This window comes from Limnoraphis robusta BA-68 BA1, from assembly GCF_034932365.1.
Classification (GTDB): Bacteria; Cyanobacteriota; Cyanobacteriia; order Cyanobacteriales; family Microcoleaceae; genus Capilliphycus; species Capilliphycus robustus.
On the sequence record NZ_JAYGHR010000001.1, the window covers coordinates 188,219 to 205,201 of the forward strand.

General features: G+C 42.4%; 18 protein-coding genes and 1 pseudogene. 7 read left to right on the forward strand and 12 right to left on the reverse strand.

Annotated elements, in window-relative coordinates:
* The first annotated feature begins 115 nt into the window (after positions 1 to 115).
* Complete coding sequence (locus tag VB836_RS00900; RefSeq protein ID WP_046281886.1) at positions 116 to 334, forward strand: DUF2949 domain-containing protein; 219 nt, start codon at positions 116 to 118, stop codon at positions 332 to 334.
* A 112-nt stretch (positions 335 to 446) separates the two neighbouring features.
* Here the strand turns inward: VB836_RS00900 and VB836_RS00905 are convergent, their stop codons facing one another.
* From VB836_RS00905 to VB836_RS00935, 7 genes are all read right to left on the reverse strand, one after another.
* Positions 447 to 1,604 (reverse strand): pyridoxal-phosphate-dependent aminotransferase family protein, encoded by a 1,158-nt coding sequence (locus VB836_RS00905; protein WP_046281869.1) that lies wholly within the window; start codon positions 1,602 to 1,604, stop codon positions 447 to 449.
* Between the two features lie 44 nt (positions 1,605 to 1,648).
* Positions 1,649 to 1,894, reverse strand: a complete 246-nt coding sequence (locus VB836_RS00910) for a DUF5340 domain-containing protein (RefSeq protein ID WP_323217589.1) — start codon at positions 1,892 to 1,894, stop codon at positions 1,649 to 1,651.
* Between the two features lie 86 nt (positions 1,895 to 1,980).
* On the reverse strand, positions 1,981 to 2,868 hold the full coding sequence (trpC, locus tag VB836_RS00915) for an indole-3-glycerol phosphate synthase TrpC (RefSeq protein ID WP_323217590.1): 888 nt from the start codon (positions 2,866 to 2,868) through the stop codon (positions 1,981 to 1,983).
* Between the two features lie 310 nt (positions 2,869 to 3,178).
* Complete coding sequence (gene lpdA / locus VB836_RS00920) at positions 3,179 to 4,612, reverse strand: dihydrolipoyl dehydrogenase (RefSeq protein WP_323217592.1); 1,434 nt, start codon at positions 4,610 to 4,612, stop codon at positions 3,179 to 3,181.
* A 437-nt stretch (positions 4,613 to 5,049) separates the two neighbouring features.
* Entirely contained in the window at positions 5,050 to 5,475 is a 426-nt protein-coding gene (locus VB836_RS00925) for a type II toxin-antitoxin system VapC family toxin (protein ID WP_323217594.1), read from the reverse strand.
* Positions 5,475 to 5,711: a DUF2281 domain-containing protein gene (locus VB836_RS00930; RefSeq protein ID WP_046281874.1), complete on the reverse strand. Its 237-nt coding sequence runs from the start codon at positions 5,709 to 5,711 to the stop codon at positions 5,475 to 5,477. The genes VB836_RS00925 and VB836_RS00930 overlap by 1 nt, the downstream gene beginning before the upstream one ends.
* A 112-nt stretch (positions 5,712 to 5,823) precedes the next feature.
* Complete coding sequence (locus VB836_RS00935) at positions 5,824 to 8,553, reverse strand: class I SAM-dependent DNA methyltransferase (RefSeq protein ID WP_323217595.1); 2,730 nt, start codon at positions 8,551 to 8,553, stop codon at positions 5,824 to 5,826.
* A 288-nt stretch (positions 8,554 to 8,841) separates the two neighbouring features.
* On the opposite strand from VB836_RS00935, the gene VB836_RS00940 reads away from it, so the two are divergent.
* Both VB836_RS00940 and VB836_RS00945 read left to right on the forward strand, forming a co-directional pair.
* Entirely contained in the window at positions 8,842 to 9,084 is a 243-nt protein-coding gene (locus VB836_RS00940) for a hypothetical protein (protein ID WP_046281876.1), read from the forward strand.
* Entirely contained in the window at positions 9,084 to 9,527 is a 444-nt protein-coding gene (locus VB836_RS00945; RefSeq protein WP_323217596.1) for a type II toxin-antitoxin system VapC family toxin, read from the forward strand. The genes VB836_RS00940 and VB836_RS00945 overlap by 1 nt, the downstream gene beginning before the upstream one ends.
* A gap of 71 nt (positions 9,528 to 9,598) precedes the next feature.
* Here VB836_RS00945 and VB836_RS00950 read toward each other — a convergent pair whose 3' ends face one another.
* On the reverse strand, positions 9,599 to 9,994 hold the full coding sequence (locus VB836_RS00950; protein ID WP_323217597.1) for an SH3 domain-containing protein: 396 nt from the start codon (positions 9,992 to 9,994) through the stop codon (positions 9,599 to 9,601).
* 436 nt (positions 9,995 to 10,430) lie between these two features.
* Here VB836_RS00950 and VB836_RS00955 point away from each other — a divergent pair, with 436 nt between their 5' ends.
* Positions 10,431 to 10,646, forward strand: a complete 216-nt coding sequence (locus tag VB836_RS00955) for a KGG domain-containing protein (protein ID WP_046281878.1) — start codon at positions 10,431 to 10,433, stop codon at positions 10,644 to 10,646.
* Between the two features lie 142 nt (positions 10,647 to 10,788).
* Here the strand turns inward: VB836_RS00955 and VB836_RS00960 are convergent, their stop codons facing one another.
* A complete protein-coding gene (locus tag VB836_RS00960; RefSeq protein WP_323217598.1) occupies positions 10,789 to 11,142 on the reverse strand; it encodes a hypothetical protein in 354 nt (117 codons plus the stop codon).
* 99 nt (positions 11,143 to 11,241) lie between these two features.
* Entirely contained in the window at positions 11,242 to 12,201 is a 960-nt protein-coding gene (locus VB836_RS00965; RefSeq protein WP_323217599.1) for an orange carotenoid-binding protein, read from the reverse strand.
* 379 nt (positions 12,202 to 12,580) lie between these two features.
* On the opposite strand from VB836_RS00965, the pseudogene VB836_RS00970 reads away from it, so the two are divergent.
* The 3 genes and pseudogenes from VB836_RS00970 to VB836_RS00980 form a co-directional block, all read left to right on the forward strand.
* Positions 12,581 to 12,679, forward strand: a pseudogene (locus tag VB836_RS00970) (XRE family transcriptional regulator); the annotation flags it as partial.
* 222 nt (positions 12,680 to 12,901) lie between these two features.
* Positions 12,902 to 13,828 (forward strand): DUF2207 domain-containing protein, encoded by a 927-nt coding sequence (locus VB836_RS00975; RefSeq protein WP_323217601.1) that lies wholly within the window; start codon positions 12,902 to 12,904, stop codon positions 13,826 to 13,828.
* A gap of 600 nt (positions 13,829 to 14,428) precedes the next feature.
* Entirely contained in the window at positions 14,429 to 14,950 is a 522-nt protein-coding gene (locus tag VB836_RS00980) for a lecithin retinol acyltransferase family protein (protein ID WP_323217602.1), read from the forward strand.
* A gap of 144 nt (positions 14,951 to 15,094) precedes the next feature.
* Here VB836_RS00980 and VB836_RS00985 read toward each other — a convergent pair whose 3' ends face one another.
* Positions 15,095 to 16,501 carry an NAD(P)(+) transhydrogenase (Re/Si-specific) subunit beta gene (locus VB836_RS00985; protein WP_323217603.1) on the reverse strand — a complete coding sequence of 469 codons (1,407 nt, stop codon included), beginning with the start codon at positions 16,499 to 16,501 and terminating at the stop codon, positions 15,095 to 15,097.
* Positions 16,498 to 16,794, reverse strand: a complete 297-nt coding sequence (locus tag VB836_RS00990; RefSeq protein ID WP_046281882.1) for an NAD(P) transhydrogenase subunit alpha — start codon at positions 16,792 to 16,794, stop codon at positions 16,498 to 16,500. The genes VB836_RS00985 and VB836_RS00990 overlap by 4 nt, the downstream gene beginning before the upstream one ends.
* Positions 16,795 to 16,983: the final 189 nt, after the last annotated feature.

A 16,983-nucleotide genomic window follows, 5' to 3' on the forward strand; every position in this document is an offset into this window, starting at 1 on the left:
GATTTTTTAGATCTCAAGTGACGGGTAGACAGAAAACAAACTGGCTGAGTGCTGTTTTCTAAACAACTATCTACGTCACATAATGGTGTCTGTAAAAGGGGAGGTGAATACTCAAATGACACCCAACACCTACTCTCGATTTGTGCGATTTTTGCAAGAAGAGTTATCGGTTTCTCCCGCTTCGATCGCGATGGCGGAGAAAGCTCAAGACACGTCTAACGATAAACAAAGATACCGCGATCCTAATCCACTGTCAATGACACTGTTGCAGTATGGACTGGTAACTTTGGAACAACTTGATAAAATCTTTGATTGGTTAGAAACGGCTTATTGATGAAGTCAGTGGTCTTTTTCTGAGGTGTGCTATTAGAACGAGACCTATAAAGTCTAATACAAACACTCAAAAATTGTCGATAATCTTCGACCACTGACTGTCAATTTTCGGCTTAAGATTCAGCTAAAACTCGAGCTGCTGCCGCTACTCCCGATCCAGGAGTAAAGCCTTCATAACCTAATTCTCGCAATGCGACTTCGATCGAAGAAACCGCAGTCAGAATATCGCGATCGCTGACAAATCCTAAGTGACCAATGCGGAAAATTTTACCCTTGAGATGATCTTGTCCGCCTGCGAGAATAATATCAAACTTCTTCTTGACTACAGAACGCACTTGTTCAGCGTCTAGAGATTCAGGAGGACTAACCGCCGTGATCGCTGGACTTGCGGCCTCATCTGGGGCCAGTAAGGGCAAATTCAACGCTTTCATCGCCGCTCGACTGGCTGCCATTAAGCGGTGATGACGAGCAAAAATCGATTCTAAACCTTCAGCTTTCATCATGTTCAATGTTACCTGCAAGGCAAAGAACAAGTTGACTGGAGGGGTAAACGGGGTCGTATTTTTCGCGGCATTTTTGCGATAAGCCCCCAAATCTAAATAGTAACGAGGCAAATCCGACGTTTTATAAGCTTCCCAAGCCTTCGGACTCACCGCCACAAAAGCTAACCCGGGCGGAATCATGTAGGCTTTTTGAGAACCACTGGCGACGACATCAATCCCCCATTCATCGATGGGAATATTAACCGCCCCTAAACTGGTAACCGCATCAACAATCATCAACGCTTCCCCGTGAGCCTTAACATAACGGTTAATCGTTTCGAGATCGTTGAGGACTCCGGTTGAGGTTTCGCTGTGGGTGAGAATCACCGCCCGGATGTCTTTTTCGGTATCGGCTTCTAACTGTTCGCGGAACTTCTCTGGATCAAGGGGTTTACCCCATTCGGCGGAAATCACATCAACTTGCAACCCGTAGGCTTGAGCAACTTCAGCCCAACGTTCGCCAAATTTACCATTACTTCCACATAAAACGCGATCGCCGCGACTCAAGAAGTTAATGATTCCGGCTTCCATCGCCCCGGTACCACTAGCCGTCAAGATCAGCAGATCATTTTGAGTTTGATGTAACCACTTAAGGTTTTCCGTCACCTCTGCCATGATCTTGCTAAATTCCCCGCTACGGTGTCCGATGGGGTGTTTAGCGAGGGCGAGAAGGGCTTGTTCAGGAACGGGGGTCGGCCCCGGAATCATCAGCATTAATTTGTCATCCATCGCTTCAATCCTGTGTTTATGTCTTTGAATTGATTATCAGGGAATTAGCTCAGATTAGACTCTGGGTTAATCTCATTTAAAGACCAACGTGACTCAACGGGCAAATTCGCGTGTAGACAGCTTTGCTCTAATTGCTTTTGGAGGGCGAGCGCTTTGCGAAGGGTAATGATGAGCTGGTTGACCTGTTCATACTGGCGAGAATTGCGGTAAAGTGCAACTCTGGTTCTGCGTTCTAGCAGTTGTAGCAGAAGCTCGTAATGAACGTAAGAGGGTAAAGGAATCGGTTCCATGTGGGCAGATTAGAAGCTGATAAAGTGGAACCTCAAAGCTAACATCTGACCAGCTTATTATACTAGCAAATGGCGATCGCATTTGACTAGCCATGACCGATCAATTGCTTTAAGGCCTCTCCCGGATCGGGTTGCTTGATCAACGACTCCCCGATCAAAACCCCATTCGCTCCGGCATTTTTCACAATACTGAGATCATCAGGAGTATACAAACCCGACTCACTCACCACTAAAATTCCCTGGGATTGAATTTGTTCTTGTTTGGCTTCTAACAGTTGGCGAGTTGTGTCTAGATCAACTGAAAAGTCCTGTAAATTGCGATTATTAATCCCAATCAAATTCACACCATCTAAACTCAAAACCCGTTCGAGTTCATCAAGGGTATGAACTTCAATTAAGGGAGTCATCCCCAAAGACTTGACAATTTTGAGAAAATATTGTAAATCTTGGTTAGATAAAATAGCCGCAATTAATAAAACCGCATCTGCCCCATAAATTCGAGCCAGATAAATTTGATAAGGATAAATCACAAACTCCTTACACAACAACGGAATATTAACCGCAGCCCGAATTTTTCCTAAGTTATCAAAACTCCCTTGAAAGAACTTTTCATCCGTTAACACCGAAATACAACTCGCACCATTTTCTTGGTAAGCTTGAGCAATATTCACCGGATCAAAATCTTCCCGAATGATCCCTTTACTCGGAGACGCTTTTTTCACCTCTGCAATAATAGCAGGTTGAGTTGGACTGGTTTTTAACGCCGCGAGAAAATCCTTGGTTTGGGGTAAACCTTCAAGCTGACGTCGCAACTCCAATAACGGTAAACCTTCCCGTCTTCTATCAACTTCTCTCTCTTTTTCCCAGACAATTTCTTCGAGAATATTTTGCGGTTGATCATCCGGTACTGCAATTTTATAGCATAAACTAGCAACCGCAACAGACGGGTTAGGAGGACGACGACGAATTTGCATTGTTAGGAATTAGGGAACAGGGAACAGTAACCAGTGAACAGTAATCAGTGACCAGTGAACAGTTAGCAGTAAACAGCTTTTACAGTTTACAGTTTACAGTTTACAGTTACCAGTTTTTAGAGTTATCAGTTATCAGTTATTAGTTATTAGTTATCAGTTATCACTGTTTACTGTTTACTGGTCACTGTCTTCACTGGTCACTGTTTACTGTTTACTGGTCACTGTCTTCACTGGTCACTGGTCACTGGTCACTGGTCACTGTTTAAACCCACCCGATATTTTACAGCCTAATGGTAACGTTTGGATCGAATTAATGGGTTGCACTTAAAGCCCGTTTGTAGGCTTCATCTAACACCTCTGAAAGCGTCGGATGAGTATGCACAGAAAACGCTAAGGTTTGCACCGACTGACGGCTACTAATGGCGTTTGCTGCTTCTTGAATTAAATCCGCAGCGTGTAACCCAAAAATATGAACCCCTAAAATTTCACCCGTATCTTTGCGGTAAATTACCTTAGCCATTCCTTCGGTTTCTCCCTCAGCAATAGCCTTTGAATTCCCTTTAAAATAGGTTTTCACCGAAGCAATTTCAAAGCCTTCTTGTTCACCCAATTCCTTCGCCGCAGGTTCAGTTAAACCCACATAACTAATCTCAGGATGAGTAAACGCTGCTGCTGGAATACTGCGATAATCGACTTGGCGATGCCGACCACAAATCGTTTCAACGACTGCAATTCCCTGAGCAGATGCCGTATGGGCTAACATCATTTTACCCGTTACATCGCCAATTGCCCATAAATTTGCGATCGCCTCACCGCCAGAAGTTACGGCTAAATCATCATTAACTGGAATAAAACCGCGTCGATCTGTTTCCACCCCAACTGATTCTAACCCCAAGTTTTTACTATAGGGAATTCGCCCCGTTGCCACCAAACAAGCATCAACTTCTAACACTTCTTCAACTTCTTTGGTTTTTGCATCGGCTAATTCAATCACCACTGGAGAACCGGGCGTTACTTTGATCGCCAATTTACCCACCCGCGTTTCAATATCTCGCGGCGAAATTAACACCCGTTGGGCTAATTTAGCAATATCTGGATCGAAAGTTGGCATCAATTGATCCAACGCTTCAATCATCGTAATTTCACAGCCTAAAGCCGTATAAACATCAGAAAATTCTAAACCGATGTAACCACTTCCAATAATCGCAACCCACTGAGGTAATGATTCTAATTTCAGCGCATCATCACTCGTAAAAACGGTTTGATGATCAATTTCAATACCAGGGGGAACAAACGGAATAGAACCCGGCGCTAAAATAATATCTTTCGCTGTAATTGTTTTATCACCTTTTGGCGTTTCAACGGTTACTTTTTGGGGGGCGACTATTTTTCCCCAACCTTGAATAACATCAATTCCCAAGCGTTTCAGGCTATTCGTCATATCGCCGCGAATTTTCGTGACAATATTTTCCGCATGACCCGCAATGGTTTCTCGGTCAAAACTCACCTGTCCCAGTTGAATTCCCAGCGTTTGTAGATGATGAGTATTGCGTAACTCTCGCACCCGTCCTGCCGCAGCTAACAAGGCTTTTGATGGGATACAGCCTCGGTTAACGCAGGTTCCGCCCATTTCTGCAACTTCTACAATAGCAGTTTTCAAGCCACAGCTAACGGCGTGGAGGGCGGCACCGTGTCCACCCACCCCTGCGCCAATTATCACTAAATCGTAGTCAAAATCACTCACTCTACCTCTCCTGGTGCGATCCTCTTTGTTTATTGTGAACCACAAAGGGGACAGTAGACAAGGGTGAGTTTGTCACGGGTTGAAACTATAGCAATTCTGTAGGGGCTTATGACATCAGCCCAAAACCCATTGTAATTAAAGTTGTGATTAAAAAAGCTTGTCGTTGCAATGCACATACTCCCAACCTCGGGCTGAAGCAACAATGACGAACTGAGTAATAATAATTGTACAGTAATTAGTCAAGGTAAGGAAAGTCAATCTATGATCCAAATCTTACAACAACCGATTACCTTTTCTATCAATTGGTGAATGAAGAATAGGAATTACAGCAATTTATAGCAATTTCAAGTTGGCGATCGCTTATTTTCACCGACTTTCCCCTATCTAACGTTAACAGTTGAACAATTTTTTGGAAGCTAGTCAAGTGCGATCGCTCTTTAATTATCTGATTGAGGACTAAGCAGAGGAATAGGACGGTCGCGATTCTTGCGATAAATCTGAAAATCACTATCGAGAGTGAAAACAGAACTGTTGGGATAAAGCTCGGCCATTCGGACTAATTCTGCATCTGCCAAAGAAACTGGTACGGATTGATAGCGAGTCAGCAGCGCCGTTACTGCTGCCAACTCTGCATCTAAATCAAACTGAATCACAACTTGCTGCTGGTTAAGAAGTTGAAGCAGTGTTTCACGACCATTCTTGACTCGTTGCAACAGAAACCAGGTTTCCGAAATCACAGCCTCACAAGTCAGCAAAGGCGGTGCGATCTGGGTCAACTGCCCTCTTACCCAGGCATGATAGCGATCGCGTCGATCAATCAAAGCCACCAAAACACCCGTATCAACAATGACTTGCTGGAGCATTACTGACCGTAACCCCGCATATAGTCTGGATTCGTTGAGAGATCTCCAGGGCCTTCCCCCGCTCCAATCGAAGCCTGGGCTACCTCAAAAAATGATTGGGAAACAATTTCAGGTTCCGCAGTTTTGAGTTTCTGACGTTTGGCTTGTAGAAACTGTACAAAATCCAAAACCTGTTGCTGATCTTCGGGTGGTAATGCTTCTACAGTTTGTAAAATTTTCTCACTCAAATGAGACATGGTTATCGGCTCTAGAAGGAAGGATACCTATATTATGATAAACGACTGCGATCGCCTTAACTAAACCAATCTAATTTCGGTGAAAATCGACTTTCACGATTAAGGGGGGAATTTATTCCACAGGACGACCAGGCCCGACTATAGATTCACCTTGTTTTTCTTTGGCTGCAAGTTCTTGATTTAGTGTTAATAATCTTTCTAAAATATCATCATTTTCATTAAAACCGTAGGCTTGCATGACCAACTTACTCAGTTTAGCATGAAGTTGGTAAAGTTGGCTACTCGGTTCATTAAAAAAGGCATTATAAAGTTTTGTGATTCCCCATTGTTTCTTTTGCATTTGTTCACTGCGATATTCATGCAGTTCTGTTGCTGTAACTCGAATTTGTTTGACCAACTGAGCATCGGGATTTTGTGGAAAGGGAAAGGTTTCAAAGCAAGTATTGTGAGTGTAAGCAATATCTGCTTTAAGAGTTGATTTTTGAGCGTTCATCCAAATTCTATGAACCGAGGATAAAAGTACACCCAAAATATAGAAGTCATCTGAAGAAACAGCTTTTGTTTTGTTTCCTGGTAGCCAATCAGAATAACAAGAAATAAAGATTGCCCACTTTGACACTTCTGGAACTGCAAAATACCCAGATAATGAAGCCAGTGCGTCCCTCATTTCTGATCGGGTTCGTAAAAATCTCCACCAGTATTTTCTTGCTTTAGCGTCTCTATTTTTATCTCTTTCTGGCTTAACATTAGCCTTGACCCATTCAAAAGGAAGCTTGTATTCAATTGCATCCTCCAAACTCATATCATTAAAATCAATAATCCAGCGCTCCGGTTTTCCCAGGGTATTTTTAGCGAGATTACTTCCCATCGAAAACAGTTTAATCACCTCTTGGTTTTTTGAATCAGATTTTATCCACTGTTCGGCTTGTTGTTCGGCAATGATAAACCCTTTACCCACAGGAATAACACCTTGAAAACATTGATTGAGATTAGCCTTTAAACGTACAGCTTGAGAAACATCGATAACAGATTTTAGGGATGAGTTAATCTGTTGAACGAGATGATTATCGAGATGATAATGTTTGGGTTGCTGCTTACACCAATTCACCAAACTAACATGAACTTTTGCTTCACCAGACCAAGGTTGAGTAGAAATCGCTTCGTAAATATATCCGCCATTTTGGGTAATATATTCTAACGCAGCTTTGCGACTTTTTCCTTGACTAATAGAGTTTGTTCCAACTAATCCCGCCCTACCTGTTTCACCAATATGATCGTGAGCTAACCGAAACCAATACACACAAAAATCTACCGAGTCTTTTACATCTGAAAACTTGTTAAAAACCCGATCAATATATTCATCGCCTAGCGTCATTCTCATGTGTTTTCCGCCCAAAAATGGAGGATTTCCAATCACAGCATCCGCCTTCACCCACTGACCAAATAAAGCATCTTGACAGACAATATTTTGATCTAATGTATCTAAAGGTAAAGCAGGTTCATTGGTGAGTTCATATTTATCAATGGCAATTTTTCGAGCAATCATCATTGTCACCCTAGCCAACTGCACAGCAAAGGGATTTGTATCCATTCCAAAAAATTGCATCGGAGTCACAAAACTGATCGCCGCCACAGTCGATTCTGAACGTTTTCGTGCGGCGATTTTATCCATTAATAGCCTTTCAATCCGTTTTAATTCTTGATAAGCCACATACAAAAAATTTCCCGAACCACAAGCGGGGTCAAGTACCCGATATCCTTGCAATTCCATCTGCAAAGTATTTAATTCTCCAATAGTATTCGCCCCATTAATTCGGTCTTCCCAATAATCGCTAATGGTCGGTCGAACAATTTGACGAATATCAACTTCACTGGTAAAATGAATCCCGTGAGCGTGGCGTTTTACGGGGTCAATCGCACCTTCAAAAATATTACCAAAAATAGAAGGTCTAATATTACTCCAATTATCACGAGCGCAAGCATCCAACAAGCCGAGTTCTTCTGAAGTTAAATCAATTGCTTGCACAGTAGAAAACAACCCGCCATTAAAATAATCAACTCCTGTATAACGTCCGGCGGGTGTAACTCCGGGTCGATTCATTTCTTGAAACAAACCGCCCAAAATATCATAGGAACTTCCTTTTTTATCTTTGCAATCTTGAACCAAACCGACAAATAAATCACGGGGAAGTAAACCCCGATCTTCTGAAAACATCGCCATCACACATTGCAATATAAATCGCTGAAGCTGTTCTTCGTTAAAGTCTCGAAATCCCGTTTTATTTGCTCTTTCATAAATCAGTTGATACAATTCCCCCATTCTTCTAGCGGTGCGTTCAGTAACAGCAACTTGGTTATTTTTAAATACAGGAGACTGACCGCCAATTTCCATAAAACTAAACGCTCCCATTCGTTGAGGAAGCTGTTCTAGGAGGACTTGATCGACGGGTTCATCGACTTGGTTTTCAAAGTCAAAAATCCAAAATTCATCAAAGTTACAAAGAATTGCATATCGGGGTCTGTTGGGAGCAATTCTCATCCAATACCGTTCGAGTTGAGCATAGTGTTTGCTGAGGTTTTCTCCTTTTGATTTCATCTCAATTAAAACACCGTAAACACCCGCACGCGATCGCCAAACCAAATCAGCAAATCCTGTTTTTCCCTTTGCACTTCCTTTCGTTAAACGGTCTTCAAATTCTGCACCGACTTCTTTCGTTCCTTGGTGTCCAAAAGCCTGAAAAAACTTGCTCAAAAAAATTTGAGCCTCACTTTTTTCATCGCCTCTGAGGTGTTGCTGACAATAATTTACAAAAGACTGAAGGCTTTCGGGCGTTGCTGGCATTGAATTGACTCCGGTAATTCACCAAACTGTCATCAATTATTCTAATAATTCTTGTTTATTTTTATAATTACTGTTGGCTGATTGTCGTAATTGATTCGGCAGTTTAATAACGCTTTCCTTTTTAATTATACCAAGAAAGGGCTTCCACTTAATACAAATATTTGTATCGATTACGCAACCCAGGCAGTTTAATTCAATGATTGAACAGATAGCGATCGCTGAAGTTAAAATAATGTAATAATTATGGTAAAAATCTATCGCCTACAAATCAGATTTTTAACACATCCTATGACTCTCAAAGAACAACTCATCCAAGCTATCGAAGATTTACCGAGCGATCGCCTTGCCGAAGTCCTCACGTTTGTCAAATCTGTCTCCAAGCAACCTTCTACCACATCTGCTCAATCTTTTCTCACTCACCTCAAAACAATTGGCACTTGGTCAGGAGACGACCTCCCAGAATGTTTAGAAGCGATCAAAAACTCACAAGGAGAAGTACAATTTGACTACAGCCTCAATCCATTCGATTAATGTTTCTCCTTGACACTAACCATTGTAGCTACGCGATTCTAGGCAATACCCAAGTTTTAGAGTACCTTGCTAGTCTTGGTGATCAACCCATCGCAACCTGCACAATTGTTAAAGGTGAATTAATTGACATGGCGGCGCGATCGCAGCAACGGGAGGCTAATCTTGCCCTAATTCAACGCTTTTTGTCGGGACTCTATATTTACCCAATTGATGAAACGACAGCCGAAATTTACGGCAAACTCAAAGCCGCAGTCTTTGATCGCTACGCCCCAAAAGACAAAAGCCAACGCCGTAGAACCAACATCACTCAATTGGGGATGGGCGAAAATGATCTGTGGATCGCTGCCGTTGCAGTTCAGCATCAACTTACCCTAGTGACAGCAGATCAAGACTTTCAGAGAATTCAAGCCGTTCAACCCTTCAATTTGGAATCTTGGGTTTGAACATCATTGGAGGAAAGGAATTGACATCCTCCCGTCATAGAGCGATCGCTATCTGTAATTTTAACGTTTAATTATCGTCGCCACATATCAAATTGATCTTCTGAACACCCATTGATATAACGATTATCCACCCACCCGGAAAACGGAGTTAACTTTTCATTAGGCGGAAATCCATTAACCAAGGCGACAATTTTAACCCAATTTCCTTGACGAGAAACAGCCCGAACGACATCACCCCGTTTCAGTTGTTTTACGACTGGACTTTTTAAGTCCGGGTTTTTACGAATATTAACTTTACTATTCACTTGGTTTGTCACAATAAACGAACAAACCGGAGTAGAAGCGTTAACTGCAACAGTAAAATGACCTGCGGTGAAGGTTTCAGCCAAAGCAGGAGTGACTAAGAATGTACTAGCGATCGCAGCGAATGTTAGCGGTTTTAAAATAGATGTAATGGCGAATTTCATGGTGACGGTTCCTGGTGAAATCAATTGAACTGATTCTGTTTTCACCTAAACTATCTGTTTATTTAGAGGTTGATAGACAAAAATTAAATTGTCTACACTTTAAACCCCTATCACCTCCTAAGTTCTGAGTCTTTGAGACAATGAGAATAGGACAGTTAAACTTCTGTCTATTTTTAGAGATTTACTAAAATGGCGATCGCACACCGCTATCCTAGCAATAAATAACCCACTCTCTTTAAAAGACTTGGTTTTTGATTATTAACACTTTATTGTTGAGCTTGGTTCAGTAAAAGTAGCAGTAACATGATCAACAGAAATCCATCCAAAGTCAAGTTAACTTGAATTTAAAACTTGCATCTCTAGATAGACTCTGTAACGTTTTTGAATTGATACCTTATAGAGAAATGAATTTGTTTTGAAAAAAGGAGAAAAGCTAATGTCTACTGAAGATCGTGGATTTGCTTCAATGGATAAAGATAAGCAACGGGAAATTGCTAGTAAAGGCGGTAAAGCAGCCCATGAAAAAGGAACTGCTCACGAATTTACCTCAGAAGAAGCTCGTGAAGCAGGTAAGAAAGGCGGCGAAACAACCAGCCAAGACCGTGAATTCATGTCGGAAATCGGTAAAAAAGGAGGCGAAAACAGCCATTAATTAATTAACTAATTTTCGATTTCACTTAGTCAAAGATTAAGGGATTGTTTTTCTGAACTCAACAAGGGAGTTTAGCAGGGATGTACAGTAAAAGCTTTAAATAAAACTGTACTATCCCTCAACTAAAACTCCCTTGAAAACTTTACATTCGTGTGAGTACAGAAACCTTACTAATCTTCTCAGCATCTAAACCTTTCAGTTCATCAAGATGCAACCATCCCTCTTTTACTAACTGAGCAAAGGAAAAAATCAACAGAGAATCTCTGTGATCATACTTCCCATCAATATCATGTCTTCTGGCACTTAAAAAATCGTGAAGAAGCCAAATCTCATCAAGCTGTGTAATCTCACTTGCTTGTTCTCGAACAACTTTGATTAAAGCCGTAATTTCTCGCTGATAAGCTTTTTCAAACGCCTCCCGAGCAATTTCTTTCTCGGCGGTAGACCACTGAATGTCACTCACGGGTATTATCAAACCTAAAATATCTGCAATCATCTATGTTAACCGATTCTACGGTTAGCCTCCAAATAAAAGAGCGCCCTTTGTACTCAGACGCTCATCCCAAATTAAACAGTATTTTTGCCTAATTTTTTTCTAACGAGCTAAGTTTAATAGCTCTTTGGGAGAAGCCAACAAATCAATTGCAACGAAGAAAATTTTGTTTTCAGCATTCAGTAAAAACCGCCAAGCAATATTCATACCCACACCTGCACCGAACCAGGGAGTTTGAACTTTACCTGTTACTTTGATTTGAGTATAACCATCGTCCGCAGGTTCAGAAACGCCCCGCTCTGGAATTAACTTCAGATTTTGACATTCTTCTTGGAAAAACCGCAGAACCGCTTCTTTTCCTACAATGGGTCGGCGGAAAGGAGGCTGCAACGCCCCATCGGGTGCAAATAACTCAATTAACGTATTGAAGTCATTCGCATTCAAATTATTCATGTATTCCAATACAGTGGTATTGGTAACGCCTTCAATTTTGACTTGAGTTCGTTTTGCCATATCTGTCGGGGGAGTAACAGGTTCAGCAACACGGGTGTAACTGCCTAATTTGCTGGTGTCAAACCCCATATCAACAACCGAATTCCGCAAAACGGTAATTTGTTGACCCGACTCTAAATCGCGAATCGCTTGTAACACCGCAGCCGCGTTTGCAGAAAGCTGATAGCCTTCAGGAATCGGCGCCACAAGTCCCTGATCCATCCATTGTCCGAGTTGATACCAGAAACCCAGCTTAATATTCGCAGACCAAGTGGCATAGGTGCGACAAAGGGGTGTATCTGAACGGTTTGCCAAGTCGCACATGATCTGGGATTGTTCTTGTGGCCCAGAGTTACGAATTTCGTTGAGTGTAATCTCAGCAAATTGCATATTTGCCGCTCCAGGTGCCGCAATAGTAATGGTTTTGCCCATTTCAAGATAAGCAAACCAAATCAAAGCCAGTTGGTCTTCAGCACTTAGCTGAGTAAATCGAGCAATGGTAGCGGGTACGGTATCAGCAGCTAACGTGTTTGGAAAGATGTTGCGAGCTGAATCGATTGTAAATGGCATAAATTACCTTTTCAAAGTCTACGAAAGGTTTAACTCAATGCTTGTTATCGCAGGTGTGATCAAACCCACCTCTACAATAGGGGAATATGGTACACCCAAACATAAAGAATTCAAATTGGGGGTTAAGCATTTTTTATGGCCATCCCTCTTTATGGGTTGGCCTTTCTTTGTGACTGATTTGGATTTGTGAATAACGAAAAAATAACGAGTTTCAGTGTAGGGGCTTCAGGTCATTTTCAAAAATGTTTTATCCAAGCATTATAACACATTTCTACACGGGGATAAGATTACTTAGAAGAATTAATTTACAGTCTGCGACAAAAAGCCGAGCGATCGCCATAGATGCAGTGAGCGCGTTTTCGCGCCTCAGAAGCAGTTAGCCGAAGCATTGGGAGTTACTGAAACGACAATTAGAAATTGGGAAGCGAGACGTTCAGTTCCGAAGTTAACCCCTGTTCAATATAACAAATTCTTATAAGTTCTGGAAATTACCGTTGAGGAATTACCTGATAATTTTGGCTTTCCCAATGACTAAAATGAGCCAATTCATAAATTCTCCTTGAGGGGGTGTAATAGTAATAGGACTCAGACTGAGTTCCTAAAAAAATCAAGTTTCGACCAAGTTCTAGGCTGTGTCAGTGCAGAAAAAACAATGTGTAATATGAGACTCAAACTTAAGTGGCAGAGAGTTCTAATTTTCATGCTCTCATTTTTGCTCAGTCTGGCTCCGATGCTAATGGCTGTCGGACAAGAAAAGTCTCCATTTTATTGGGAATTTATCAATGTGGAAATTGATGTTCAAGAAAATGGAGATATGCTCGTGAGTGAAACTCAGAAATATGTTTTCACTGAATCCCATACCAATCAGCGATATCGATATATTCCTTTAGATAAGGTTGATCGGATTACAGATGTTAGGGTTTTGGAAAATGAAGAACAAATTTCGGCAGAAACGGGAACTGAAAACCATCAATTCTGGATAAGATGGCGACACGATCTTAACGCTCCAGAATCCCATACCTTTGTTTTGAAATATCGAGTTATTGGAGGTTTAAAAGTTAGTGATGATCAAGATCGGGTTTATTGGAAAGCTATTTTTTCAGATCGAAATGCTCCCATTGAAAACGCCAAAGTTGTGGTGAGACTTCCCGAAGTTTTATCGGGAAAAATTACACAATATACCAGTTATGGTGCCTCAACCAACATTCGCCAGATTAATCCCTACACGTTTGAATTTGTCGCTCAACAGTCAATTCCTCCGGGAGAGGAAATAGAAATTCTGATCGCTTTTCCGGGTACTATTCTCGATATCCCCACACCAAAATGGCAGCATTTCTCTTTGGGGAGTGCCATTTCAAACTTGATTAAAAATTTGTTGAGTTTTCCACTGCTTTTGTGGGTGTTAGTTTTGGCTGTACTTTTCTCCATCTTGAGAAGAATATTTGGCTGGGATGAAAATAGTCGCTCAAGGCATTATGGAACGACTTACAGAAGCACTGGTGGATATAGCAGTGGTGGTGGTAGTGGTGGAGGTGAAGCCGGAGGTGGCGGTGGTGGCGGTGGCGGTGGCGGTGGTGGTGGCGGTGGCGGTGGCGGTGGCGGTGGCGGTGGCGGTGGTGGCGGCTAATATTATAGCACTACGCATTATGGTTAGGACTTATGTAAAAGCTGAAAACCTTTTGTAGTCTAACTTTTGCCTTTCTTACAAACTTTGCTCTCTTGCGAACTAAGTCTCGCCGGAAACCGCCGGGCCGCAAGTTCGCGCTCTCGCCGGAAACCGCCGAGTCGCAAGTTTGCGCTTTTGCCTCTTGCCTCTTGCCTAGCGCGTAGCGCTATACCGCTTTGAAAACACCGCTTTCAATACCCGCTTCCTTTTGTTAGCTAACCGCCAAACTCCCATAAATTAACCCTCGATCGCATCTTGAAAAAGAAAACAATCGAGGGTATTTTCAACGAAATTAAACGGACTATCAGGAAGGCGAAGTTCGGAGTTTGACTGAATCATAAATTAGCCTTAACTCACTTCCGTACTAATTTAACATACTAATGTTATAACTAAAAGTAGCTTCATCCGTAAAAACACCGAATAAAAATTTTAATTTATTGCTTGTAAGGTTTGACAAAATGTCAATGATAAATATCACAATTAGAGATGATAATGGTCACAATCATCAACAACCTAAGCCCAAGATAATCAGCGATAGCAACATTATTTCAGGTTACAGCTATGGCCAAGGGCGACCATATTTATGTTGATTGGGGCTTGTTTGACCATCATGGGATAGACTGTGGTGATGGTACGGTCATTCATCGTTCTAAAGCTTCAAATAGAATAACTAGAGATTCTAAAAGCGAGTTTGCTAAAGGAAAGCCAATTAGAACTAAGATTTATCAGAAAAAATATTCTCCTGATGAAATCGTTAACCGGGCAGAAAGAAGATTGAAAAAATCTCATACCGAGGGATATGATGTTTTGTTTAACAATTGTGAACACTTTGCATACGACTGTACAACAGGTGAACCTGATAGTTCGCAAGTTTTTAATGCAGGTACAGGTGTTGCGGGTGCCGGCGCTGTGGGTGCTGCTTTAGCTTCTGCAACTATACCAGTAGCTGCTCCTGGTATTCTAGGGCTTGTCGGATTTACCACTACAGTCGCAGCTTTTCCGCTTGCAGTCGTTTTAGGTGGTGCTGCTGTTGCTGGCGTAGCAATTTGGCAAAAGGATAGATTCATAAACAACGATAAATAGCTTCAATTAAAACTTGAGGTAAAACAACGAAATAGTTAATAAATAATCCCCTATACTACTACTTACCATGAGTACAGGGGATTTTTATTGCCTAGCTAATATTTCTACTTGTAGTAGATAAGCTAGATAGAATTAAACGGAAAACTAGAGTTGTTTGATTTCAGAAACCAACTTCGCAACCGCATCTTTAGCACTGCCAAAGAGCATCATGGTTTTATCCTTGTAAAACAGATCATTGTCCACCCCAGCAAAACCAGTATTCAGACTGCGCTTAATCACAATGGTGTGTTTTGCCCGATCAACTTCTAGAATTGGCATTCCATAAATTGGGCTTTTTGAGTCTTCCCGTGCTGCCGGGTTAACCACATCATTTGCCCCAATGACTAACGCCACATCCGTCTGTTCAAACTGAGGGTTAATGTCATCCATATCGTATAACTGAGGATAAGGAACATTCGCCTCAGCTAACAATACGTTCATGTGTCCTGGCATCCGTCCAGCTACCGGGTGAATCGCATACTTGACATCAACACCCAACCCTTCCAACATATCGACTAATTCTTTAACCGAATGTTGGGCTTGAGCAACCGCCATCCCATAACCGGGAACAATCACCACAGACCGAGCATAACCCAACATCATCGCCCCTTCTTCGGGGTCAATGGTACGAATTGACTTATCTGTTGTACCAGCGCCACCAGCAGCAGCACCGCCTGTTTCACCCGTACCAAACCCAGCAAACAGAACGTTTGTCAGAGGACGGTTCATGGCTTTACACATGATGATGGTGAGGATAATACCTGATGCACCCACCAACGCACCCGCAATAATCAGCAGGTTATTCATAACCACAAAACCAGCCGCACTCGCCGCCAAACCCGAGAACGAGTTCAGCAGAGAGATGACAACGGGCATATCGCCGCCACCAATGGGAATAACGAACAAAACCCCTAAAACCAGGGAAATGACCACTAAACCCAAAAATACGGGCAAATTGAACGGCACTAAACAGATGTAGACACTACCAACCAAAAACGCGATCAAGAGTGCTACGTTGAAAGGTTGTTGTAAGGGGAAAAGAATCGGAGAACCGCTCATAATCCCTTTGAGTTTGGCAAAGGCAATTAAAGAACCCGTAAAGGTGACGCCCCCAATTAACACGCCCAATACAGCCGTAATGGTTGTGGGTAGAGGAGGCGTTTGGGAAGCCGATAAGAACCGCCAAAATTCACCCACCGCAACGAGGGAAGATGCAGCACCCCCTAAACCGTTGAGCAAACCCACCATTTCAGGCATGGCGGTCATTTCAATTTTATAGGCAGCGATCGCACCAATGACTGATCCGATGAAAATCCCCAACAAGATCATTTCATAGTTGAGGACTTGTTGATTCAGCAGAGTCGCAGCAATGGCGATAAACATCCCTACCGCAGCCCAAACATTTCCACTACGGGCGGTTGCAGGTGAACCCAACTTCTTCAGCCCAAAGAAAAATAGGGTAACAGCAACTAAATAGCTTAACTCTATGCCTGTTGGCAAAAACTCGCTCATGCTTTAGCCTCCTTTTTCTTGAACATTTGCAGCATCCGATCTGTTACCAAGAAACCGCCGACGACGTTAATTGTTGCCAGCACAATAGCGATCAAACCTAGAATTACAGTCACGTTCCAATCCCGTTCTCCGGCGATAATTAACGCCCCTAAAACGGAAATACCCGAAATAGCATTAGCACCCGACATGAGCGGTGTGTGCAGTGTCGGTGGAACTTTAGTAATCACCTCAAACCCAGCAAAGGTTGCCAGGACAAACACAAATAATGCGGAAATTAGAGTTTCTGCTGTCATAATCTATCTGGAGAATTAGCGGTTAGTCGTTGCGCTGAAACGCCCAAAAGTCAACAGTTAAGATGGGCGGGTTTACAGAGGTTATTGGTCAGAGACAGACGTAAAAGCGGAACCCGCCCCTACACAACTGGTCACTGGTCACTGGTGAGGTAGTGCGGTCTTGGGGTCTCCCCAAGTGGAGCAACTACC